Below are 21,522 nucleotides of genomic sequence, written 5' to 3'. Positions count from 1 at the left end.
CGCCGGCTCATGGCCGCCTCCGCAGCCGGCGCGAGCCGCTCCGCCTTGGCTTTCTCCCTGGCGTCCTCGCCCTCCCGCAGATCGGGCATTACCTCTCGGGCGAACAGCTCGAGCGACTCACAGATGTGCTCGTGGCGGTTGCGCCCTGACTGGCTGACGAGGATGACCTGGTCGACGCCGGCGTCGGCGTAGCCCCGCATGAGCGCCCGGATCTGGTCTGGTGTGCCCACCGCTCCCCGCAGCGAGCCCAGGCCCTGCTCGAACAGCTGGGCCGCGATGCTCCCCCCGGTCTGGGAGGCCACCTTCTTGTCGAAGCCCCACAGCGCCCGGTTGGACTCGAACTCCTCCCAGACGTTGGTGCGCCCCGGCGAGTGGTTGCCGAACACGTAGTAGTGGGCGAGGGAGTAACCGAAGAAGTGTCCGCCGTCGAGCCCCCGCTCGATGGCCACCTCCTCGTCCTCGTGGCACATGAACGGCATGACCACGGCGAGGTTGGGGTTGACGGCGAACCCGGCGGGGACGCACTCGTCGGATGCGATGGTGGCGTAGTAGTCGTCGACCCATTCCTTGGCCTGGGAAGGCTCGATGAACGAGAAGGAGAGCGCACCGATCCCCTTCGTCGCAGCCAGGTGGATGGTCTCCCGTCGGCTGCACGCCACCCACAGGGGCGGGTGGGGGCGCTGGAGCGGCTTGGGCACCACGTTGCGCTGCGGCATGGTCAGGTACCGGCCCTCGTAGCCGGCGAACGGCTCCTCGACGAACATCCGGGTCACCGCGTCGAGTGCCTCGTCCCACTGCTCGCGCTTGGTTGCCCTGTCGACCCCGAAGCCGCCCAGCTCGGCCTCGGACGAGGACTCGCCCGTACCGAACTCGACCCGTCCGTCCGACACCAGGTCGAGGGTCGCGATGCGCTCCGCCACCCGGGCTGTGTGGTTGAACGCCAGCGGCAGCTGCACGATCCCGTGGCCGAGACGGATGCGGCTGGTGCGCTGGCTGGCGGCGGCGAGGAAGACCTCGGGGGCCGAGGAGTGGGAGTACTCCTCGAGGAAGTGGTGCTCGACCTCCCACACGTAGTCGATGCCCAGCTTGTCGGCCAGCTCGACCTGCTCGAGGGCGTCCTTCAGCAGCCGGTGCTCGTCGTCGCGCGCCCAAGGGCGGGGGAGCTGATGCTCGTAAAAGATGCCGAACCTCATTCGGACCTCGCTATCTTCTCGGGGCCGGCCTCCGGGCCGGCCATGCTCGTCCGGGTCGACCTCCCGGGCCGGCCACGCTCGTCGGGGTCGGCGTCCTGGGCCGGCCTCAGCCCGGGATCGTCTCCACCGCCTCGTCGAAGAACCTGAACAACGCCGGGCGGCCGTGCGCCGCTCGTGCGGCCAGGGCCAGACGCCGGCTGGTCACGACCAGGTCGCGAGCTTCTCGTCCGGCCCAGGGTCGGGGGAGCAGCTCGGGCGGCAGGAGCGGGTCGCGGTTGAAGCAGTCCTGGAAGTCCACGGCCATCGACAGCGCGCCAGGGAGGAACTCCTTCTCCAGGAGTCGTCTGCGGTCCCGACGCATCCCCTTCAGCACGTCGGGTACGGCGGCGAAGCGCTCGACGAACGCCCGGTAGCTCCGGTCCAGCTCGTCGACCGCCCACAACGTCCGCGCCAGCTCCCTCGGGTCTCGCTGGCCGCCGACGTCGAGATCCTCCGTCGTCGCCATCGACACCATCGCCGTCACGCCCAGGCGCTCGGCCGCGGCGCGAACGTCCTTGTGCCAGGGATGGGGCGAGACGTACAGGCCACCCTGGATGGCCGCCCCACCCAGTTGCAGGAGGCGGTCGCGCAGGGTGTCGCGGGCGGGTCGCCTCCCTTCGGGAACTGCGAAGCTCACGAGGCGCCACTGCCGGTCCCAGCCTCGCCCGGCGGCATCCTGCACGTAGGCCAGTCGGGTCCGCTCGAGGGTCGACCCCAGAGCCGCCATCCCCTCCTCGGTGGCGTCGTAGCGTGCACTCCGGCCTGTCCCGCTCCGGATGAAGAGGCCCTCGCTCACCAGCCGCCGCAGGCACGAGCGAACCTGCTCGGCCGTCTGGCCACACGCCGTTGCCACCGTGAACAGCTCGTCGGCGAGGATGGTGCCTTCCTCGTGGGCCATGCCGAGCACGAGCACCCTGGTCGGGATAGGAACGGACGTAGTAGCCACGACCGTAATTGTGTGCAGCCGCCGTCCGCCCGTCAATACAGGTGTGGAAGACTGACGAGCACGGGAGCTCGGAGACACCGGGCTGAGAGGGCGCCTGTCGGGTGCCGACCGTTGACCTGAACCGGGTAATGCCGGCGGAGGGAGGAACGATGACCGTGGGGCGCCGCAAGGTCTACGTCGATGGTGCACGCCCAGGGGTGCGAGTCCCGTTCGCCGAGGTGGATCTGGCCTCCGGTCCCCCGGTGCGTCTGTACGACACGAGCGGTCCGGGATCGGACCCCGCTGCGGGATTGCCCCCGGCGCGACGGCCGTGGGTACTCGATCGCCAGGATGTCGAGGAGGCGACCGGCCGCGCCGCGTCACTGCGTGACGACGGCCGCGCAGCTGTCCGTCGAGGGGCTCAGGCGGAGGGGCTGTGGCGATCAGCGCCCCAGCCCCTGCGGGCGCGTCCGTCGCGCACCGTCACCCAGATGCACTACGCCCGGCGGGGCGTGGTGACGCCGGAGATGGAGTTCGCCGCGCTGCGCGAGGGGGTGGCGCCCGAGACCGTTCGTGACGAGGTGGCAAAAGGTCGGGCCATACTCCCCTCCAATGTCAACCACCCCGAGTCAGAGCCGATGGTGATCGGTCGGAGCTTCCTGGTGAAGGTCAACGCCAACATCGGGAACTCGGCGGTCACCTCCTCGGTGGCCGAGGAGGTGGAGAAGCTGAGCTGGGCCACCCAATGGGGTGCCGACACCGTGATGGACCTGTCGACGGGGCAGGACATCCACACCACCCGGGAATGGATCGTGCGCAACTCGCCCGTCCCCATCGGCACGGTGCCCATCTACCAGGCCCTGGAGAAGGTCGACGGCCGGGCCGAGGACCTGAGCTGGGAGGTGTACCGGGACACGATCATCGAGCAGGCCGAGCAGGGTGTGGACTACTTCACCGTGCACGCCGGCGTGCTCCTCAGGTACGTCCCGCTCACCGCCAAGCGGGTGACTGGGATCGTCAGCCGGGGTGGATCGATCCTCGCCGCGTGGTGCCTCGCCCATCACGAGGAGAACTTCCTGTACACCCACTTCGAGGAGCTGTGCGAGATCATGGCCGCCTACGACGTGGCCTTCTCGCTCGGCGACGGGCTGCGGCCGGGTTCGATCGCCGACGCCAACGACGACGCCCAGCTGGCCGAGCTGGCGACGCTGGGCCAGCTCACCGAGGTCGCTTGGCGGCACGACGTGCAGGTGATGATCGAGGGACCGGGCCACGTGCCGATGCACAAGATCAAGGAGAATGTCGACCTCCAGATCGAGCTCTGCCACGAGGCGCCCTTCTACACCCTGGGTCCGCTCACGGTGGACGTGGCCCCCGGATACGACCACGTCACGTCCGCCATCGGGGCGGCGATGATCGGGATGTTCGGCACGGCGATGCTCTGCTACGTGACGCCCAAGGAGCACCTGGGCCTCCCCGACCGGGAGGACGTGAAGCAGGGGATGATCGCCTACAAGATCGCCGCCCACGCCGCCGACCTGGCCAAGGGCCATCCAGGCGCCCAGGCGTGGGACGACGCCCTCTCCAAGGCCCGCTTCGAGTTCCGCTGGGAAGACCAGTTCAACCTGGCCATGGACCCCGAGACGGCCCGGTCGTTCCACGACGCCACCCTGCCCGCCGAGCCGGCCAAGACGGCGCACTTCTGCTCGATGTGCGGACCGAAGTTCTGCTCGATGCGAATCTCCCAGGACGTGCGGGAGTACGCCGAGGCCCACGGGATCGGCGATGTCGAGGCGGTCGAGGTGGGCCTGAAGGAGAAGGCGGCGGAGTTCCGCGCCACCGGGTCGGAGATCTACCAGGAGGTGCCGGGCCGGCCTTAGCCCGCGCCGGTCAGCCGCGCTTCGTACAGACGGAGCGTTGGCTCGTCGAAGGCGACCAGGCGGACCACCTCGACACCCGTCTCGGCGGACTGGAGCGTCTCGACGGCGATCGAGGCTGCCTCCTCGGGGGGATAGCCGTAGATGCCGGTCGAGATGGCCGGGAAGGCGACCGAGCGGGCGCCGACCTCCTCGGCGACCTCCAGCGCCCGCCGGTAGCAGGAGGCGAGGAGCTCCGGCTCACCCCGTCGACCGTCACGGTAGCGGGGACCGACGGCGTGCACGATCCAGCGCGCCGGTAGCCGAAAGCCGGGCGTGGCCTTGGCGTCGCCGGTCGGGCAGCCGCCGAGGCTGGCGCACGCCCGGTGGAGGTCGTCGGCCCCCGCCGCCCGGTGGATGGCACCGTCGACGCCGCCACCGCCGCCCAGAGACTGGTTGGCGGCGTTGACGATGGCGTCCACCTCTTCGCGAGTGATGTCGCCCTGGACCGCCTCGATCCGCACTACGACAGGGTAGGTTGCGCCACCATGGCCACCTTCATCCACCGACTGGAGACCACGGGCACCGGCGACCGACTTGCGGTCAAGGACCTCATCGACCTGGCCGGCTTGCCGACCACGGCCGGGTGCCGGGCGGTCGCCGAGGACGCCGCGCCAGCGGCGGAGGATGCAGCGTGCATGGCCGGGGCCAGGGCGGCTGAGCTCGCCGGGCGGGTCCGCATCGTGGGCAAGGCCAATCTCCATGAGCTCGCCTTCGGTGCCAGTGGGATAAACCACGGCTTCGGAACACCCGTCAACCCACTCGACCGGCGTCGCATACCGGGCGGCTCTTCCAGCGGCTCGGCAGTGGCCGTGGCCGGCGACGAGGCCGACCTCGCCTTCGGCAGCGACACCGGAGGCTCCGTGCGGATCCCCTCGGCGTGCTGCGGGACGGTTGGACTCAAGACGACCCACGGCAGGGTGCCCCTCGATGGAGTCTGGCCACTGGCGACCAGCCTGGACACGATCGGCCCGATGGCCAGGGACGTGGCCGGCGTCGTGAAGGGCATGGAGCTGCTCGAGCCGGGATTCGAGGTGGGGGGCTCGGTGCCATCGACCGTCGGCCGGTTCCGGTACGGGAACGTCGACCCTGAGATCGACGCCGCCGTGGACCGCGCCCTCGCCGGCGTCGGGTGCAAGGTCGAGGGAGTGGAGCTGCCGGGCTGGACCGAGGCGTTCGGCGCCGGTGGTGGCATCCTCCTGGCCGAGGCCTGGGAGAACCTCGAGCGCCTCCTCGAGCGGCGCGATCGGCTCGGTGAGGACGTCGCCCAGCGCATAGAGGTGGCGGGCACCATCACGCCCGAGGCGCGTGCCTCGGCCGAGGCCGTCAAGGCGCGCTGGCTTGCGGAACTGGAAGCGGCCTTCTCGCTGGTCGAGCTGATCGCCCTGCCGACCCTGCCGGTGTTCCCGCCCGCGGCAGATGCTCTCGATGACCTGCAGCTGACGATGCTGACCCTCCCCGTCAACGTGGCCGGCCTGCCGGCGCTGGTCCTCCCCGTCCCCGCCGGTCGCCTGCCCGCCAGCGTCCAGCTCGTGGCGCCGGCGGGCGCCGAAGAGCGACTGCTGGCCTTCGGGGCCGTCCTGGAGCGCGCCATCGCTGCTGGGTAGCGACGCCATGGCACTGGGCGAGCGCGGGCTCAGGTACAATTTGCCTGGTGGCCGTGCCTTCGGGCCGGCCCCATCGAGGTCGCCTCGACCTTTTCGTGGTGGCGCGCACAGGGGTGTGTGCCGTGGGGTGGCCGTACGACCGCCATCCGAACCACTGAGAAGGAGAGTTCCCAACCTCATGACCGTCACCTTCGACGGCCTCGGCATCAAACCCGAGCTCACCGCGGCGCTGAGTGCCCAAGGCATCACCGAGCCCTTTCCGATCCAGGCCCAGACCATCGGCGACGTCCTGGCTGGGCGGGACGTGTGCGGCAAGGCGAAGACCGGCTCCGGCAAGACCTTGGCGTTCGGCCTGCCCCTTCTCCAGCAGATCGGGCAGTCGCGACCTGGACGGCCCCGCGCCCTCGTCCTGGTGCCCACGCGAGAGCTGGCGCTCCAGGTGCGGGATGTGCTGGCCCCGCTGGGCACCGTCCTCGACCGGCGCGTGGCCGCCTTCTACGGAGGGGCGCCGATGGAGCGCCAGATCGCTGCGCTCCAGAAAGGGACGGACCTGGCCGTGGCGACACCTGGCCGCCTGATCGACCTGGATAACCGGGGAGCGATCTCCCTGGCGGACGTGGAGACCCTCGTGCTCGACGAGGCCGACCGCATGGCCGACATGGGCTTCATGCCCCAGGTCGAATGGCTGCTCCGCCGGGTCGAGCGCCCGCACCAGACGCTGCTGTTCTCGGCCACCCTCGACGGCGATGTCAACTACCTCGTCCGCCACTACCTGCGTGACCCCGTGCGGCACGAGGTCATCTCTGCCCAGGTGACAGTCGAGGAGATGGAGCATCGGTTCCTGGCCGTGCATCAGCTCGACAAGGTCAAGGTCGCTGCGGCCGTCGCACGCGGCGTCGACAAGACGCTGTTCTTCACCAGGACCAAGCGAGGCGCCGACCGCTTGGCCCAGCAGCTGGAGAGGGAGGGTGTCAAGGCGGCCCCGATCCACGGCGATCTGCCTCAACGGATCCGCGAGCGCGCGCTGCGCGACTTCTCCCGTGGGCAGCTCCCGGCGCTGGTAGCGACTGACGTCGCCGCTCGGGGACTGGACATCGACGCCGTGGACGTCGTGGTCCATTACGACCCCCCCGAGGACCACAAGGGCTATCTCCACCGTTCGGGGCGCACGGCTCGCGCCGGGGTCGAGGGCATCGTCGTGACCCTCGTGCTGTGGGACCAGGTCCTCGAGGTGGAGCGGATTCAGAAGCGGGTCGGCCTTCGGGTCCCGATCGTCGAGGTGTTCTCGAACGACGAGCGCCTGGCCGACCTGGCGGCGTGGAAGCCCGACGAGGACGCTGCCTGAGATCCCTCCTCAGCCGGAGCGCCCCGACGGCCCGACCGCCCGGCTGTGGGGCGCCGGCGGCAGTGGGCCGGGCGGCGTCGCACCCTTTGCCCGTCCCGCCGTGGCCTCGCCCATCTCGGTCGACACGAGTGGGCCGCGGCTCAACAGCACGACTCCGACAGCCATGATCAGCAGGGTGACGACCTCGAGGGCCACCCACCCGGGGCTGTCGCGCAGGGTCTCGCCGAACACCTCGGCCCCGATGATGATGCTCGCCATCGGATCGACAACCGTGAGGGCGGGCTGGGTCGCGGTGAGCGGTCCGCTCTGGAAGGCGTTGGTGAGGATGAAGAACGCGGCCAGCCCGGTGACAGCTACGGCGTAGGGGGGCCAGCTGGCGAAGAAGTGGACGGTGCCCTGACCGATGAGGTTGGTGGACGCCTTGATGAAGGCGGCGTTGAGGGCGAACGTGATCGCTGCCGCCGAGCCGAAGAGCGCGGCCCTCGCGAACGGCGAGCGGTTGGTGCGGGCAATGGCGATCAGCGCCAACACGACGACCCCCGTACCGGCGCCGGCGACGCCCCAGTCCCCGGCCATGGCGTCGGTGCTGCCGCCGGCGGGGCTCGCCGCCAGCAGGAAGCCGGCGAGCCCGCCGGTCACGGCAAGGGCGCCAATCCACTCCTCCCGGCCCGGACGGGATCGCGACCAGATCGACAGGATGATCAGCACGAAGAGAAGCTCGGTGACCAGGACGGGTTGCACCGTCGAGAGCTGCCCGTAGGACAGGGCGGCAGCCTGGAAGAGGAAGGCGCCGACCATGGTCGAGAACCCGATCAGCCAAACCGGACGCCTGAGCACGTAGGTCATCAGGTTGACCCGGAGCACCGAGCTCTCCGGCGCGGTCGACGCGCCCCGTCGCTGGAGCACCGACGAGATGGCGTTGCATAGGGCGGCCATGACGGCCAGGAAGAACCCCATCGACCTCTCTCTACCCGTCCCCAGGTCGAGCGGCCCGCGTACACTCCTCCGCCTCGATGGCGGAGATCTCCGCAATGCGAGGCACGTGGCGGCCACCCTCGAACTCGGTCGTCACGAAGACATCCAGGATAGTCAAGGCCAGCTCCACTCCGAGCACCCTGGCGCCCATCGACAGCACGTTGGCGTTGTTGTGCTGGCGGGCCAGCCGGGCGGTGAACTCGTCGTGGCAGAGCGCGGCCCGCGCGCCGTGGACCTTGTTGGCCGATATCTGCTCTCCCTGGCCGCTGCCGCCCATGACCACCCCGAGCTGGGCGTCGCCGGCGATGACCGCTCGGGCAGCGGCGGCACAGAACGGCGGGTAGTCGACCGGAGCCTCGGAGTCCGTTCCCAGGTCGAGGACCTCGTGCCCGGCTCCCTCGAGGTGCTTGGCCACCTCGACCTTGAGCGGGTAGCCGGCGTGATCCGATGCAAGGGCGATCCGCATGGTGCCATCGTGTCAGGGATGAGGCTCCCGGTGTGAGGGTGGCGGCATGAGGGCGTGGATCGTCGAGCGGCCTGGACCCATTGCCGGTGGGCCCGTGCGGCTCGTCGACCGGGAGGTGCCCGATCCGGGACCGGGCGAGATACGGGTGCGGATCGCCGTGTGCGCGGTGTGCCGCACTGACCTTCATCTGGCCGAGGGTGACCTTCCGCCCCACCACCCAGGGGTGGTGCCCGGTCACCAGATCGTCGGGCGGGTGGACGCCTTGGGGGTGGGCGCGGAGCGGTTCGCTGTCGGGGACCGGGCGGGCATCGCCTGGCTCCGGCACACCGACGGGCGCTGCCGGTTCTGCTTGCGGGGCGACGAGAACCTGTGCGTGAGCCCGGGCTTCACCGGCTGGGACGCCGACGGCGGCTACGCCGAGGCGGCGGTGGTCGACGAGCGGTACGCGTACCACCTCCCGGACACCTTTCCGGACGAGGAGGCGGCGCCGTTGCTGTGTGCGGGGATCATCGGTTATCGGGCGCTGAAGCGCTCGCAGCTCCCACCCGGTGGTCGTCTCGGCATCTACGGCTTCGGCGCGTCCGCCCACCTGACGGCGCAGATCGCCGAGGCCCAGGGCGCCGCGGTGCACGTGGTGACTCGTGGAGCCGCCGCTCAGCGACTGGCGCTCGACCTGGGCGCTGAGTGGGCCGGCGGGCTCGATGACCTACCGCCGGCGCCGCTCGACGCTGCGATCCTCTTCGCGCCGGTCGGGAACCTGGTGCTTCACGCGCTCGCCGCCCTCGATCGGGGTGCCACCCTGGCAGTCGCCGGTATCCACCTCACCGATGTCCCCGTCCTGTCGTACGAGCGCCACCTGTTCGAGGAGCGGTCGCTCACCAGCGTGACCGCCAACACCCGGGAGGACGGGGAGGAGCTGCTCCGGCTGGCTGCCCGCATCCGACCCCGGGTCGAGACCCAGCCATACCCGCTCGAGCGGGCCGACGAAGCCCTCGCTGATCTGGCCGGCGGCCGGGTGAACGGCGTGGCCGTGCTGAGGATCGCGCCTTAGCATTCCGGCGTGGCCTGATGGGCCCTGGGAGAAGGAGACTGAGATGGCTGCCGTGGCCACCTTTACCGTCCGCGCCGAGCCACTGACCGAGAAGGGTTTCGCCCCGTTCGGTCAGGTGGTCGCCGCTGGCGACATGGAGATGCAGCTGCGAGGCGAGGAGGTGTTCCACCTCAATGTGCTGCACTACGAGCGGCGGCCCTTGCGCTGTGACCATCTCAACCGCCACCACCGGGCCACACAGGCACTGGTCGCCCTGGCGGGCAAGCCGACCTTGCTGGTCGTGGCCCCGCCCGAGCACGACTTCGCGTCCCCTGAGGACCTCGAGACGGTGCGGGCGTTCGTGTGCGATGGATCCGCCGGCGTCAACCTTGGGCTGCACGTCTGGCACTGGGGTCCGTATCCCCTCATGGACCACGTGGACCTGGTGAACGTCCAGGGCCGCTTCTTCGCCACCGACAACGAGGTGGCTCACATCGAGCGGGACCTCGGGACGATCGTCGAGGTGCTCCTCTAGGGCTCGGGTTCTCCGTGGCCCGACGGGGGTTCGGACCGCTCGACCGATCGCCCGTCGAGACCCAGCAGCTCGAGCGTGGTCGAGCCCTGGCGCAGCCGATCGAACATCGCCGTCTCCTTGTCGGCGCGGGACCAGGCCGCAGCCAGGACGGCTTCGAGGTCCGGACGGGCCACCACGGCGACGCCGTCGGCGTCGCCGACCACCCAGTCGCCGGGAGCGACCTCGACCCCGCCGATCCGCGCCTGGCCGCCGACGGCGCCGCCCCCGAACTTGGTGGCCCCGGGGAGAGCAACCAGGGCGCTGAAGATCGGAAAGCCGTGGGCGGCCACGGCGGTCACGTCCCGCACACCGCCGTCGATGACGAGGCCGGCCAGGCCGCGCGCCTCGGCCGCGGTCGTCAGGACCTCTCCCCAGTATCCGCGCTCTGGTCGCTCGTGCGCGTCCACCAGCAGGGCCATCCCCGCCGGCGCGTCGGCGACGGCGACGTGTATGGCCAGGTTGTCGCCTGGTGAGCAGGTGACCGTGTACGCGGGTGCCGCCAGGCGGGCGCCCGGCCACGCCGGCTTGATGCGGGGGTGCAGGGGCCGTCCCCCTGACTCGCCGATGGTCGCCGACCCCAGGCTCAGCAGCTGGTCATGGACACCAGCAGGCTCCCTCATCGCGGTCGCTCCCCGACGAGGTTGTGGGGCACCTCGCCCGCCAGGACCGCCCGAACCCCTTCGGCAGCCATCCTCGCCATCCTGGTCCGGGTGGAGACACTGGCGCTGCCGATATGGGGAGTGAGGACCACCCGGGGCGCGGCCAGCAGCCGGGGGTGGACAGCAGGCTCGTGCTCGAACACGTCCAGCCCGGCGGCGAAGATCCGTCCTTCCTCCAGAGCGACCGCCAGCGCCTCCTCGTCGACGATGGGCCCCCTGGACGTGTTGACGAGCACCGCCGTCGGCTTCATGGCCGCCAGGCGCTCGAGGTCGACCAGCCCGCGAGTGCTGTCGTCGAGAGGGATGTGGAGGCTCACGACATCGGACTGCCGCAGCAGCTCGTCAAGGTCGGCCACGTACCCGGGGGTACCGTCGGGATGGCGGGAGTGGTGCAGGACCCGCATCCCGAAGCCCTCGCCGCGCCGGGCCACGGCTCGGCCGATCCGGCCGTAGCCGACCACACCGAGGGTGGCGCCGTGCACATCGTGGCCGAGGTACTGGCCGACACCCCAACCCGCCCAGCGGCCGGCGCGCAGGTCCCGCTCGGCCTGACCGAGGAGGCGAGCGGCGGCCAGGATCAGGGCGAAGGCCAGATCAGCGGTGGTCTCGTCCAGCACGCCCGGGGTGTTGCAGATGGCTACGCCGGCACCACGCGCCGCCTCGAGGTCGATGTTGTCGTAGCCGACGGCGACGTTGGCGATGACCCGCAGCTTGGGAGCGCCCGCGATCAGGCTGGCGTCGATCCGGTCTGTCAGCACGCTGATGATGGCGTCGGCCTCGGATGCCGCTCGGCACAGCTGCTGACCGGTGAGCGGCTCGTCGTCGGGTCCTTGCACGATCTCGTGGCCGGCTTCGACCAGGGGATCGAGGCCCCCTGTCGGAAGCTGGCGGGTCACCAGGACTCGGCGGGCGGCGGGACCTGGCACGGGGTCACGGTAACGCCTGCGCAGGCGAGGGCTGGGCCGCTGATGTCAGAGGAATAGGAACCGACCGAGCGGGGTACAGTCGAGTCACTCGCTGGGGGGGCCTGGGTCTACGTGCGGAAATAGCGATCGCTCACGCAGATCTTGGGGGATTTCTTCTCGTTGAGCGAGTGGATCAGCGCCTCTCGTCGCGTCTCCCTTGACATGATATGCGCATGCGAACTATAGTTAGCGAAGTCCGTTGACAACAGGAAGGAGACGGCCAATGACCGTGGCCGACATCACCGAGAGCGTCCAGTACCAGGTGCTGGACGGGCTCAAGCAGTACCAGGACGTGCTGATCGAAGCGGTACGGGGCTGGACCGAGACGGTCGAGGAGATCATCCCCGGGCGGCCCGAGCTTCCGTTTGCCGATCAGCTTCCTCGGCCGACCGAGGTGGCGGGCAACGTGTTCGATTTCGCCGAGAAGCTGCTCGCGAACCAGCGGGAGTTCGTGACGAACGTCCTCAACGTGGCGGAGCCCTTCGTGACGGGCACCGAGACGACCAAGAAGACGGCGGCCCCGAAGTCGACGGCCCCGAAGTCGACGGCGGCCTGACACTCGCTGACGAGGGGTAGGGGTGCACGGCGTCCCTACCCCTCGATCGGTACCCTCATCTGCAGAGATGGTCACCGACGACATATGGCGATCACGGCTCGAGTCCCTGGGAGCGTTCATCCGCTCCCAGCGGCGGCTCGCCAATCTGTCCCTCCGCGACATGGCTGAGCTCACCCACGTCTCCAACCCCTACCTCAGCCAGGTCGAGCGGGGTCTCCATGAGCCGTCCGTCAGGGTGCTGCGGTCGATCGCCAGGGCGCTGAACCTCTCGGCCGAGACGTTGCTGTCGCAGGCGGGGGTGCTGGAGGGCGAGGAGCAGGACCAGCATGTCGGCGGGAACGGCGGGGGGCCGCCGACCGAGACGGCCATCCGCTGCGATCCCGGGCTGACCGACGGCCAGAAAGAAGCCCTTCTCGCCGTGTACCGCAGCTACCGGGCCGCCAACCGCTAGGGGGCGTTAACGCCGGGGACGCAAGTCGGGCGCCGCGCCTCGGCGCTGATGGTCACAGTCCCAGCGCTACCCGGGTCACGATGTCCTTCACCTCGGTCGGGGTCAGCCGGTGCCAGAGGGTGACGGCCTGCGCGTCCAAGCCGACGAGGTACCGGGGCCGGGGCCAGCGACCGGCCACCGCGCCGGCGACGACCCTGGCCACCTGCACGGGGTGACCCATCACGGGCTGCGCCAGCTTCATGCCGGTCATGGTCCGCCGGTAGGCGCCCTCGTAGCGTGATCCGACCCGCCGCTCGACGTCGCGCTGGTTCTCCTCCCAGATCCCGGTCCGAAACCCGCCCGGCTCGACCAGCACCACCTTCACGCCTGCCGAGGCCACCTCGATCCGAAGGGCGTCAGAGAGCGCCTCCAGGGCGTGCTTGGCTGCCTGGTACCACCCGGTCAGCGGGGTGGTCATGCGGCCGTAGACCGACGACAGGTTGACGATGCGTCCTCCGCCTTGGGCCCGCATGTGCGGCAGGGCCAGCCGGGCCAATCGCATGGGAGCGAGCACCATGGCCTCGAGGACCCCACGGGCCTCGTCGTCGGTGACGTCCTCGATGGAGCCGATCACCGAGTACCCGGCGTTGTTGACCAGGGCATAGGGACGGAGCTCGTTGATCACCGCCGCGCAGGCGGCGGCGTCGGACACTTCGAGCCGGACAGTCTCCACCTCCGCACCGGTGTCCGCTTCGGCCTTGGCCACTACGTCCGCCTTCTCGTCGGAGCGGACCGAGCCCACCGACCGAAATCCTCGGCGAGCCAGCTCCAGCGTCGTGGCCAGCCCGATCCCCGAGTTGGCCCCGGTGACCAGCACGGTGCGGCGCGCTCGCTCGGTCACGACGTTCGTCCGGTGGCCGGACCCTGTTCCGTCGACCATCGGTACCGGGGCAGCTGCCGCCGGGTGCCCGAGCGGGTGAACTCGAGCGGCGGTGTCATCTCCAGCACCGGCGATCCCGGCTCGTAGAGGGCGCCCTCGATGTCGGCGATGGTCGCCGTGCGAGGGTCGAGGCCGTTGTCGGTCAAGGCGCGCTCATAGGCTCCGCCCAGCTCGGCCCGCAACAGCTCGCCGATGATGCCCGGGAACGTCTCCGGATCACTCAGCAGCCAGGCGTGCAGCGCCCCGTGGACAGCGACCACACGCGCGCCGCAGCGGCGGCCGGCGTCGCGGGCGGTGGCGATCGGCACGATCAGGTCGCGGTCACCGTGCATGATCACGACGGGGACGTCCGTCTGCCCCAGGGCCTCGATGACGGGGACGCTGGCGGGAGAGCGGAGGATCGAGCGCGCCGGGCCGATGAGGCGCCAGGGCCGGGTGACGTTCCCGACCACCAGACGAGTGAGCGACCGGGCCAGGCGCGCCGCCCTGGCCTTGTCATCGACGACGAAGACCGTCCCCGCCAGATCGAGGATCATCAGGCTGGCGAAGAGTCCGAGCACAGGTGGGGCCACCTTCAGCCACCGCATGAGATCGTCCCAGGGCTTGCCGACGATGGCATCGACCAGCACGACCCCCGAGGCGAAGTCCGGTCGATCGGCAGCCAGCTGCGCGACCAGCCGTCCTCCCATCGAGTGGCCGACGAGGATCGGTCGGCGAATGCCGAGCTCGTCGAGGGCCCGGCCCAGCAGGGCGGCGTAGGCGTCGACGTCACCGCCTTGGACCGGCAGCACGGCAGTCCCGCCGTGGCCGGCGACATCGACGGCCACGACCTTGAACCCCATCGAGACCAGCCGGCTCAGGGTCGGCGCGTAGAGCATGCCGTTGGCGGTGAAGCCATGGACGACGACCAGCGGCACCCCGCGCCCGGCGACGGCCAGGCTCACCTGATGACCGTTGGCCAGGCGCATGACGTGCTGGGCCAGGCGTACACGCGGGACCTCGGCGTCGCGATGTGGGCGCCGAGGCCGGGCCGACGACGGAGCCGCCGCCGGTGCCCACGACTCCCCCTGGGCGGTGCTCCTCATGCGGAGCACAGCCTCTGGCCGGCGGCGGCCTCCGAGATCGTCAGGTCCCCGCTGCCGCGGTGTCGACGCTGGTCGGCCGCTTGTTGGCGCCGGCACCCGACCTGGCGCCGGAAGTCCTGGGTCGGGCGGGAGCCTTCCTTGCCCGTTGACCGGTACGTGCCGACCGGGCCTCCGACCCGGCGGAGTCGAGCGCGGCCACGAGCCGCTCGGCATATGCCCGCTGCTGGGCGATCAGGCGCTCGCTGAACCCGAGCGTCAGCCTGACCACCTGCTCGGGCGGGACGGCGCTGTCGAGACGTCCGGTCAAGAGTCGTGTCGGAACGATACCCGCGGCTACCCGGCCGGCTGACTCCACCACCCCCACCGATCGATCCTGGGCTCGCTTGAGCGCCTCGAGGAACTGGTCCTGGGCTCTTGCCACCACGTCGGTATACGTCGGCACGTATCTCCCTTCTCTCTTTCTCTAATCGGCACTGCCGGTCGGGCGCCGTCGGCCACCAGGGGCGGCCGCTTCGCTGGACCCGCCTCCCGGGCCGGCCTTTTCGCTGGACCGGCCTCCCGGGCCGGCCTTGGCCGCTGCCTTGGACAGCTCGTTGAGCGTGTCGTCGAGGTACTGGGCGATGTCCCACACCTCCGGCACCGCGTCGCGGCAGGCGACGAGCCCGAAGAACAGCGTGCCCATGTAGCTCTGCACGGTGATGTTGAGCGGACCGCCGTCGGTCACCGGTCCCATGGGGTACGCGGCCAGCATGCGGGAACCCGAGAAGTACAGCGGAAACGCAGGTCCGGGAAAGTTGGAGACGATGACGTTGAACAAGGGTGGCAGGCGCTCGAGGACCTTGAGCCGCGACGCCATGCGCGCCGCCCGGCTGACGACTCCAGGCGACAGGATCTCGGTCCACTCGGACAGCTCCTGGACGCCGAACACCTTGTCCTGGGCCTTGGCCTGCGCGGATCCGGCACTGATGGCCCGCAACCGCTCGACGGGGTTCTCCACCGTGCTCGCCAGCGACACGAGCATGGCGGAGATCTGGTTGCCCATCGTTCCCCGCTGCTCCTCCGACCGGACCGAGACCGGGACGGCAGCGACGAGCGAGCGCTCGGGGTGCTCGCCGCGCGCCGCCAGCAGGGAGCGGAGGGCTCCGGCGCACATCGTAAGGATCACGTCGTTGACCGTCCCGCCCAAGGTGTTCTTCACGGTCTTGACCTTGTCGAGGCTGACCTCGGCGAAGGCGATCCGCCTGTGGGCGCTGATCGCGGTCTGGAGCGAGGTGCGGGGGGCGGAGAACGGCGCCGGCGGTGGTGCCGTGTCCTCGGACCGGTTCCGCCGGCGCAGGGCGAGGGCAGAGCCGACGGTGCGTGAGGCGAGTCGGGCGACGGTCCGGGGCTGGCGGGCGAGCTCGCCGATCGCGGCGCGTCCCAGTTCGAACGGCGAGACGCGGTCCGGCTCCCACGGGCCCTCAGGCGGGGTGGTGACCTGCTCGGGCGACAGGTCGAGGAGTGTCGCCGTGATCTCCGCGCCCGAGAGCCCGTCGATGGCGGCGTGGTGGACCTTGGTGACACCCGCCACCATGCCGTCCTCCAAGCCCTCGACGATGTACATCTCCCAGGGCGGGCGGTCGCGATGGAGTGGACGGCCCATCACCTCCGCGGTGAAGTCGGCCAGCTCGGGCACGCCTCCCGGCTGGGGCAGCGCGGCGGAGCGTACGTGGTAGTCGAGGTCGAAGTCGGGATCCTCCAGCCACACCGGGTGGTGCAGCCGCATGGGGATGTCGGCCAAGCGCCGACGGAAGGGGGGGACCAGGTGGAGGCGATCGTGGATCAGTTGGCGGATGCGTTCGAACGAGTGCCCCCGCGGTGCCGTCGACGGATCGAACACACACGTCTGGCCCACGTGCATGTGCGTGCCGGCGGTCTCGAGATGAAAGAACGCGGCGTCGAATCCCGTTAGTCGCTGCATCGAGGCCCACTTTCCCCAGCCGCTCGCCACGCCTATCTGCCGGATCGTGTCTGCCGGGTGGCACCGGGTGAGGAGCTCCCCCACGCGTGACGACTTCTCCCTAGCCAGGCCGATTCTCGTACAGGCAAAGACTCCCCGTCAAGCGTCGACGCGCGCTCTCGCGGGCCTGTGCATCGGTGGGTTTCGACGTTCTGCAGGGGCCACTCAGCGCTCTCTCAGCCCGTGCTAGATGCGAGGATCTGCGCCCTGGGACCCCGCACCGGCGCCGCTTGATCGACCTAGCACGGCAGGAACGAGCGGACCGACCGGTACTCACTCGAGAGTGTGGCGAGGGGGTGAGGCAACTCACCCTCAACCGGGCCGAGAAGAAGAGCGCGCCCTCGATCACCGGCCGTCAAGCTCCGAGCCGGCCTCGCTCTGGCGGCAGGACCGTGACGACCAGGACGCAGGCCAGGATGCCCAGGGGAACCGCCGCCGCGGCCGCTCCCCAGGCGTCGCGGGCGAAGCCGCTGGCGATCGCACCGCCCAGGTAGACGAGGACGACCGCCACCTGGAGTCCGACCTGCACCTTCTGACCGGCGTCCCCGCCCGACTGGCTTGCCGGGCCGGGCCGACCTCGGCGAACCGGGGGATGACGGCGCAGCCAGGACGCGACGCCGGCGCTGATGCCTGTCCAGGTCCCGGTGATGTACGTCGTCGCCACTCCGGGCACGCCGAGCCGGGCCACCGCCGCGCTCTGCACGCCCATGGCGGTTCCGGCCACGACGATGAGCCCATCGCGCACTGCGCCGGTCGGCTCGGAGCCGGCCACTATCCACCAGCCGAGCAGGCCGCCGAGGAGGGCCACCTCCCCTACCAGCGCGGCCGTCACCGATCGAGCTCCGCTCTTTGGCGATGGCGCCAGGCCCACCAGGGTGGCGCCTACGACGAACCCGCCGAGCGCTGCCGCCGACCGGCCCGCTGCTCCGGCGTCACGCTGGGCCACGGCCACGCCGAGCAGCACGGTGTTCCCCGTCATGTTGGCCGTGAACACCCGACCCAACCCCAGGTAGCTGATGGCATCCGTGCAGCCCGCGACGAGCGTCAGCCCCAGCACCAACGCGCCACGGCGAAGCGCGGACGGCTCGGGGAGTGCCTTCGGGTCGCGGGTCAACGCTCGGCGGTGATGGTAGGCAGGGGACCCACCTCACCCCGAGCATACGGCAGGTCGGCGCTCCCGGTGCGATGCTGCACGTGTGGAACACTTCACGCGCAACGGGTTGACATTCGACGTGACCGACGTGGGACCGGCAGACGCCGAGGCGGTCGTGCTCCTCCACGGCTATCCCCAGAGCTCGGCGTCGTGGCGCTCGATCTCTCCCCACCTGGTGGCAGCCGGCTATCGGGTCCTGGCCCCCGATCAACGCGGCTACTCACCGGGGGCGAGACCCCAGGGTCGGCGCGCCTATGTCATGAGCGAGCTCGTGGCCGATGTCCTGGCCCTGGCCGATCAGGCCGGCGTCGACGGCTTCCACGTCGTCGGCCACGACTGGGGTGGGGCGGTGGCGTGGGCGCTGGCCACCGACCACGCCGACCGCCTTCGCACGCTGACTGTCCTGTCGACCCCACACCCCCGTGCCTTCCTCCGCTCGGCTGTGACGAGCGGCCAGGCCCTCCGCTCCTGGTACATGGGACTGTTCCAAATCCCCCGGCTGCCGGAGTGGCTGACGTTGGCGGGTGATGGGCGGGTGGCCAGGTCGGCGATGCGCCGCTCGGGCCTGTCAGAGGAGCGGGCCCGCGAGTACCTCGACGCAATGAAGAAGCCCGGTGCCCTCACCGGCGCACTGAACTGGTACCGGGCGCTGCCGTACGAGGCGACTGCCGTACGTGACGCCAAGCCGATTGAGGTACCCACCCTCTATGTGTGGAGCACTGAGGACGTGGCGCTGGGCCGGAAGGCGGCGGAGCTGACGGGGCGCTTCGTCTCCGGGCCCTACCGGTTCGAGGTCCTCGAGGGGGTGCCCCACTGGATCCCAGAAGAGGCGCCGGACGAGGTCGTCCGGCTGCTGCTCGCGCACCTTCGGCCCTGACCGACCTGCTATCCCGACGGATCACCACGCGGGTGGGCCCTCAGCCAGGCGGCGACGTTCCCGTGCGCCTGCCACTCCTCTTGCGTCTGGGCGGCCCGTTCCGCCTCGTCCGGGGAGGCGTTGGGTCCCGCCGGCGGCGGCGTTGATCCGGGGCCGTACACGCTGCGCCAGAGGGCGGCGTCGAACAGGCGCTGTGGCACAAGGTCGACGTTGCTGTAGGGCAGGGCGCCGTCGAGCCCGGTAGGAGTCGACGCGGTGAGCTGCGTCAGCGGCTGGGTAGGGATGACCGCGTTGTATGGCTCGAGATCGGGTTGCGCATCGCCGGGGATGAACGCGTCGTACATGGGCTCGGCCAGAGCGTCGAAGAGCGACAGGGGACGGAGACCGACCATGAGCCCGATCGTGCGGAGCACCGACAGCTGGTCGTAGCGGGTGTGCACGACGGCGCCGTGGCGAGCCCACGGTGAGATCACGTACGCGGGCATACGGTGGGCGTCGACGTGGTCGGCTCCGTCCTGGGAGTCGTCCTCGACGACGAAGATGGCGCTGCTCGACCAGATGGGGGAGTGGCTGATGAGGTCGACGAGCTGGCCCAGACCGAGGTCGTTGTCTGCCACCATCGCCTTTGGTGTCGGGTAGTTCTTGCGCACGCCGTTGGTGTGGTCATTCGGCAGGGTGATGTAGCTCAGGGCCGGGACGGTGCCCGTTGCCACCTCGGCGTTGAACTGCTGCTGGAAGAAGTCGAAGCGACTCGTGGCCACGCCGAGAGCGCCCTGAGGGCCGAGCGTCCCCGAATCGGTGTCGCACACCGCCGGGTTGTCGACCCCGTTTGGGGTCGTGCCGATGCCGTCGCACCCGAAGGAGATCGGATAGCCGAAGGCGGTGTTGAGCTGAGATGCGCGGTAGGTCGAGCGGCCGTCGTTGCTGCTCGGGAGCACGCCGGCGCTGTACTCGCCGTAGTTGCGGAACGATACGCCCTGGCGGACGGCCTGGTCGAAGATGAAGTCGTTGGGGGGGAACGTCTCCGGTGCCTGGCCGAAGTTTGCGACCCGTCCCCGATTGGCGTAGTTGGCGTGCAGGGCCTTGACGACGAAGTCCGTCGCGTACGCCCCCGAGGTGATGATGTGTCCGTCAACCGAGACCTCGCTGTCGGCATAGACGTGATCGAGCAGCGGGAACATCCGGGTCAGGCTGTGCGCGTTCGGCGTGACGCCGGTAGCCGGCCCGTTCACGCCGTTGTCGTCGAATAACTCCAGTGAGCGACTGCCGTCGCCGCGAGGATCGCTGCCGAGGACCTGGTCGTAGGTGCGGTTCTCCTTGACGACATAGAACACGTGCTTGATCTGGCGGCTCGGACCGCCGCCGGGGGCGTTGATCGGTGTGTTGGACGGGCCGGGGGCGAGGTCGGTCGGTCGGACCTCCTGGTCGACCTGGTGAGACATTCGCGCCGCGTCGGCATCGCTCGGGGTGGAGAGCACGCCGAGGCGGCCGATCAGCATGTCGACCACGTACTGGCCGTACGGCGCCCGCTCGCTGGCCGCGAAGTTCTGGCCGTACAGGGGGTTGGGCCCGGCACCCAGTCCCTTGCCCGCGAGCCAGATGAGGCGACGGCCGTCCGGTGTGACCGCCACATCGGTCGGATAGAAGGCCGTAGGCACGCGTCCGACCACCGTGAGCGCTCGTGCGCCCCCCGTCCGGTCTGTGAGTGCGATGACGGCAACGGCATCTTCGCCGGCATCGGCGACGTACAGGGTCCGGCCATCGGGGGCGACACGGAGGGCCACGGGCGCCGTGCCCACTCCGGCACTGCGGCCGACGGACACGTCGCGGACGGTGCTCGTCAGAGTGTCGACGTCCGCGACCTGGTCCCGGTTGGTCACGGCGACGAACAGTTGGTGGTGGGAACGGTCGAGGGCGAGGCCCTCGGGGTGGGAGTTCTGGGTACCGACCGTGATCGTGCGGGCCACGCTGCCGGTGTCGAGATCGACGACCGAGACCGTGCCGTCGTACTCGTTGGACACGTAGGCGCTGTGGCTGTCGACAGCGACGCCGTACGGGTAGGCACCCACCTTGACGAGACGAACCGCTCGCGTCGCGAGGTCGATGACCGCCACCTGGTCCGCCTGGTTGAGAGCCACGGCGAGCATCCGCTGGTCAGGGGTGACGGCCAGACCGATGGGCCAGCCCAGGCCCGACGACGGACCGGGGCCCGGGGGCTGGACGATCAGCGACGCCGGGTTCGCGGCTTCCTTCTGGGCGGTGCCGCCACTGGTGGGCGGCAGCCCGATCGGGGCGCGCTCGGTGGCACGCCCGCTGCTGGGGTCGACGGTGAAGACGTGGATGGCGTCACCGGTGCTCGCCATCGTGGGGCCCGTGGGGTGGCTGTTGCCCACCGGCTCGCCGGAGACATAGACGGTCCGCCCGTCGGGCGCGTATGCGATGCCGCCGTAGGCGCCAGGCAGCGGGAGCACCTGACGCAGCTTGCCGGTGCCGACGTCGACGATCTGGACGTCGTCGCGGCCGTGGCCGGAGTCGACCGCCCAGTAGAAGCGGCCATCGGGGGACAGCGCTCCCCCCGTCGGGAAGTCGCCGAGAGGAGTCATCCGACCGGCGGGCGTCAGCTGCCGTCCGCCCGGCGTGATCCCGTACGCGGGCCCGATCCGGCCGCTCGTGGTGGCGTTGTCCGCCGCCAGGGCCACGCCGCCGGACATGGCCAGCGCGCCGCACACCAAGGCGATCAGTGACCTCCGCCGCGCTCGTCCCCGTAGCACGCACAGAGGTTCAGGGT

The 21,522-nt window shown here is 70.3% G+C and carries 21 protein-coding genes and 1 riboswitch; of the genes, 8 read left to right on the top strand and 13 right to left on the bottom strand.

What is annotated here, in order from left to right:
- Both VH112_12240 and VH112_12235 read right to left on the bottom strand, forming a co-directional pair.
- On the bottom strand, window positions 1–1,193 hold a 1,193-nt coding region (locus tag VH112_12240; GenBank protein ID HEX4541005.1), incomplete at its 3' end, for an LLM class flavin-dependent oxidoreductase.
- Window positions 1,194–1,299: 106 nt separating this feature from the next.
- Entirely contained in the window at window positions 1,300–2,178 is an 879-nt protein-coding gene (locus tag VH112_12235) for a PaaX family transcriptional regulator C-terminal domain-containing protein (GenBank protein ID HEX4541004.1), read from the bottom strand.
- A 50-nt stretch (window positions 2,179–2,228) separates the two neighbouring features.
- A riboswitch (TPP riboswitch) is annotated at window positions 2,229–2,339 on the top strand.
- On the opposite strand from VH112_12235, the gene thiC reads away from it, so the two are divergent.
- The gene (gene thiC / locus VH112_12230) at window positions 2,328–4,037 is read left to right on the top strand and encodes a phosphomethylpyrimidine synthase ThiC (GenBank protein HEX4541003.1); all 1,710 of its coding nucleotides are present in this window, start codon (window positions 2,328–2,330) and stop codon (window positions 4,035–4,037) included. Its footprint overlaps the riboswitch before it by 12 nt.
- Here the strand turns inward: thiC and VH112_12225 are convergent.
- Window positions 4,034–4,537: an O-acetyl-ADP-ribose deacetylase gene (locus VH112_12225; GenBank protein ID HEX4541002.1), complete on the bottom strand. Its 504-nt coding sequence runs from the start codon at window positions 4,535–4,537 to the stop codon at window positions 4,034–4,036. The two genes, thiC and VH112_12225, sit on opposite strands and share 4 nt — an antisense overlap.
- A 24-nt stretch (window positions 4,538–4,561) precedes the next feature.
- On the opposite strand from VH112_12225, the gene VH112_12220 reads away from it, so the two are divergent.
- Window positions 4,562–5,680, top strand: a complete 1,119-nt coding sequence (locus tag VH112_12220) for an amidase (GenBank protein HEX4541001.1) — start codon at window positions 4,562–4,564, stop codon at window positions 5,678–5,680.
- Window positions 5,681–5,858: 178 nt separating this feature from the next.
- The gene (locus tag VH112_12215; GenBank protein ID HEX4541000.1) at window positions 5,859–7,025 is read left to right on the top strand and encodes a DEAD/DEAH box helicase; all 1,167 of its coding nucleotides are present in this window, start codon (window positions 5,859–5,861) and stop codon (window positions 7,023–7,025) included.
- 9 nt (window positions 7,026–7,034) lie between these two features.
- Here the strand turns inward: VH112_12215 and VH112_12210 are convergent, their stop codons facing one another.
- Both VH112_12210 and rpiB read right to left on the bottom strand, forming a co-directional pair.
- A complete protein-coding gene (locus VH112_12210) occupies window positions 7,035–7,982 on the bottom strand; it encodes a DMT family transporter (protein ID HEX4540999.1) in 948 nt (315 codons plus the stop codon).
- A gap of 10 nt (window positions 7,983–7,992) precedes the next feature.
- A complete protein-coding gene (rpiB, locus tag VH112_12205; GenBank protein HEX4540998.1) occupies window positions 7,993–8,466 on the bottom strand; it encodes a ribose 5-phosphate isomerase B in 474 nt (157 codons plus the stop codon).
- Between the two features lie 46 nt (window positions 8,467–8,512).
- Between rpiB and VH112_12200 the strand changes: the two genes are divergently transcribed.
- Both VH112_12200 and VH112_12195 read left to right on the top strand, forming a co-directional pair.
- Complete coding sequence (locus tag VH112_12200; protein HEX4540997.1) at window positions 8,513–9,517, top strand: zinc-dependent alcohol dehydrogenase family protein; 1,005 nt, start codon at window positions 8,513–8,515, stop codon at window positions 9,515–9,517.
- A gap of 43 nt (window positions 9,518–9,560) precedes the next feature.
- The gene (locus VH112_12195; protein ID HEX4540996.1) at window positions 9,561–10,031 is read left to right on the top strand and encodes an ureidoglycolate lyase; all 471 of its coding nucleotides are present in this window, start codon (window positions 9,561–9,563) and stop codon (window positions 10,029–10,031) included.
- Here the strand turns inward: VH112_12195 and VH112_12190 are convergent.
- Together VH112_12190 and VH112_12185 are read right to left on the bottom strand one after the other, a co-directional pair.
- Window positions 10,028–10,690, bottom strand: coding sequence for an RraA family protein (locus VH112_12190; protein ID HEX4540995.1), 663 nt, complete (start codon window positions 10,688–10,690; stop codon window positions 10,028–10,030). The genes VH112_12195 and VH112_12190 overlap by 4 nt on opposite strands.
- Entirely contained in the window at window positions 10,687–11,655 is a 969-nt protein-coding gene (locus tag VH112_12185) for a D-glycerate dehydrogenase (GenBank protein HEX4540994.1), read from the bottom strand. Before VH112_12185 ends, VH112_12190 begins: the two co-directional genes overlap by 4 nt.
- A 262-nt stretch (window positions 11,656–11,917) precedes the next feature.
- Between VH112_12185 and VH112_12180 the strand changes: the two genes are divergently transcribed.
- Together VH112_12180 and VH112_12175 are read left to right on the top strand one after the other, a co-directional pair.
- Window positions 11,918–12,250, top strand: a complete 333-nt coding sequence (locus VH112_12180) for a hypothetical protein (GenBank protein HEX4540993.1) — start codon at window positions 11,918–11,920, stop codon at window positions 12,248–12,250.
- Between the two features lie 67 nt (window positions 12,251–12,317).
- The gene (locus tag VH112_12175; protein HEX4540992.1) at window positions 12,318–12,701 is read left to right on the top strand and encodes a helix-turn-helix transcriptional regulator; all 384 of its coding nucleotides are present in this window, start codon (window positions 12,318–12,320) and stop codon (window positions 12,699–12,701) included.
- A 52-nt stretch (window positions 12,702–12,753) separates the two neighbouring features.
- Here VH112_12175 and VH112_12170 read toward each other — a convergent pair whose 3' ends face one another.
- From VH112_12170 to VH112_12150, 5 genes are all read right to left on the bottom strand, one after another.
- Window positions 12,754–13,581, bottom strand: coding sequence for an SDR family NAD(P)-dependent oxidoreductase (locus VH112_12170; protein ID HEX4540991.1), 828 nt, complete (start codon window positions 13,579–13,581; stop codon window positions 12,754–12,756).
- Complete coding sequence (locus tag VH112_12165; protein ID HEX4540990.1) at window positions 13,578–14,705, bottom strand: alpha/beta hydrolase; 1,128 nt, start codon at window positions 14,703–14,705, stop codon at window positions 13,578–13,580. The genes VH112_12170 and VH112_12165 overlap by 4 nt, the downstream gene beginning before the upstream one ends.
- A 40-nt stretch (window positions 14,706–14,745) precedes the next feature.
- Window positions 14,746–15,147, bottom strand: a complete 402-nt coding sequence (locus VH112_12160; GenBank protein ID HEX4540989.1) for a hypothetical protein — start codon at window positions 15,145–15,147, stop codon at window positions 14,746–14,748.
- A 21-nt stretch (window positions 15,148–15,168) separates the two neighbouring features.
- Window positions 15,169–16,665, bottom strand: coding sequence for a wax ester/triacylglycerol synthase family O-acyltransferase (locus VH112_12155; protein HEX4540988.1), 1,497 nt, complete (start codon window positions 16,663–16,665; stop codon window positions 15,169–15,171).
- Between the two features lie 394 nt (window positions 16,666–17,059).
- Window positions 17,060–17,818, bottom strand: a complete 759-nt coding sequence (locus VH112_12150; protein ID HEX4540987.1) for a YoaK family protein — start codon at window positions 17,816–17,818, stop codon at window positions 17,060–17,062.
- 82 nt (window positions 17,819–17,900) lie between these two features.
- Between VH112_12150 and VH112_12145 the strand changes: the two genes are divergently transcribed.
- Window positions 17,901–18,734 (top strand): alpha/beta fold hydrolase, encoded by an 834-nt coding sequence (locus VH112_12145; GenBank protein ID HEX4540986.1) that lies wholly within the window; start codon window positions 17,901–17,903, stop codon window positions 18,732–18,734.
- 8 nt (window positions 18,735–18,742) lie between these two features.
- On the opposite strand, the gene VH112_12140 is transcribed toward VH112_12145, so the two are convergent.
- A complete protein-coding gene (locus tag VH112_12140) occupies window positions 18,743–21,505 on the bottom strand; it encodes a bifunctional YncE family protein/alkaline phosphatase family protein (protein HEX4540985.1) in 2,763 nt (920 codons plus the stop codon).
- Between the last annotated feature and the right edge of the window lie 17 nt (window positions 21,506–21,522).

Source organism: Acidimicrobiales bacterium, assembly GCA_036270875.1.
GTDB lineage: Bacteria > Actinomycetota > Acidimicrobiia > Acidimicrobiales > AC-9 > AC-9.
The sequence above is the reverse complement of the archived record's forward strand: the minus strand, read 5'-3'. Positions and strand labels throughout refer to the sequence as shown.

Bases quoted from the DNA above. Each gene is read 5' to 3' on its own strand.
- VH112_12195 (HEX4540996.1), top strand. From the start codon at position 9,561: ATGGCTGCCGTGGCCACCTTTACCGTCCGCGCCGAGCCACTGACCGAG.
- VH112_12215 (HEX4541000.1), top strand. From the start codon at position 5,859: ATGACCGTCACCTTCGACGGCCTCGGCATCAAACCCGAGCTCACCGCG.
- VH112_12210 (HEX4540999.1), bottom strand. From the start codon at position 7,982: ATGGGGTTCTTCCTGGCCGTCATGGCCGCCCTATGCAACGCCATCTCG.
- thiC (HEX4541003.1), top strand. From the start codon at position 2,328: ATGACCGTGGGGCGCCGCAAGGTCTACGTCGATGGTGCACGCCCAGGG.
- VH112_12200 (HEX4540997.1), top strand. From the start codon at position 8,513: ATGAGGGCGTGGATCGTCGAGCGGCCTGGACCCATTGCCGGTGGGCCC.
- rpiB (HEX4540998.1), bottom strand. From the start codon at position 8,466: ATGCGGATCGCCCTTGCATCGGATCACGCCGGCTACCCGCTCAAGGTC.
- VH112_12220 (HEX4541001.1), top strand. From the start codon at position 4,562: ATGGCCACCTTCATCCACCGACTGGAGACCACGGGCACCGGCGACCGA.
- VH112_12175 (HEX4540992.1), top strand. From the start codon at position 12,318: ATGGTCACCGACGACATATGGCGATCACGGCTCGAGTCCCTGGGAGCG.
- VH112_12180 (HEX4540993.1), top strand. From the start codon at position 11,918: ATGACCGTGGCCGACATCACCGAGAGCGTCCAGTACCAGGTGCTGGAC.
- VH112_12165 (HEX4540990.1), bottom strand. From the start codon at position 14,705: ATGAGGAGCACCGCCCAGGGGGAGTCGTGGGCACCGGCGGCGGCTCCG.
- VH112_12190 (HEX4540995.1), bottom strand. From the start codon at position 10,690: ATGAGGGAGCCTGCTGGTGTCCATGACCAGCTGCTGAGCCTGGGGTCG.
- VH112_12155 (HEX4540988.1), bottom strand. From the start codon at position 16,665: ATGCAGCGACTAACGGGATTCGACGCCGCGTTCTTTCATCTCGAGACC.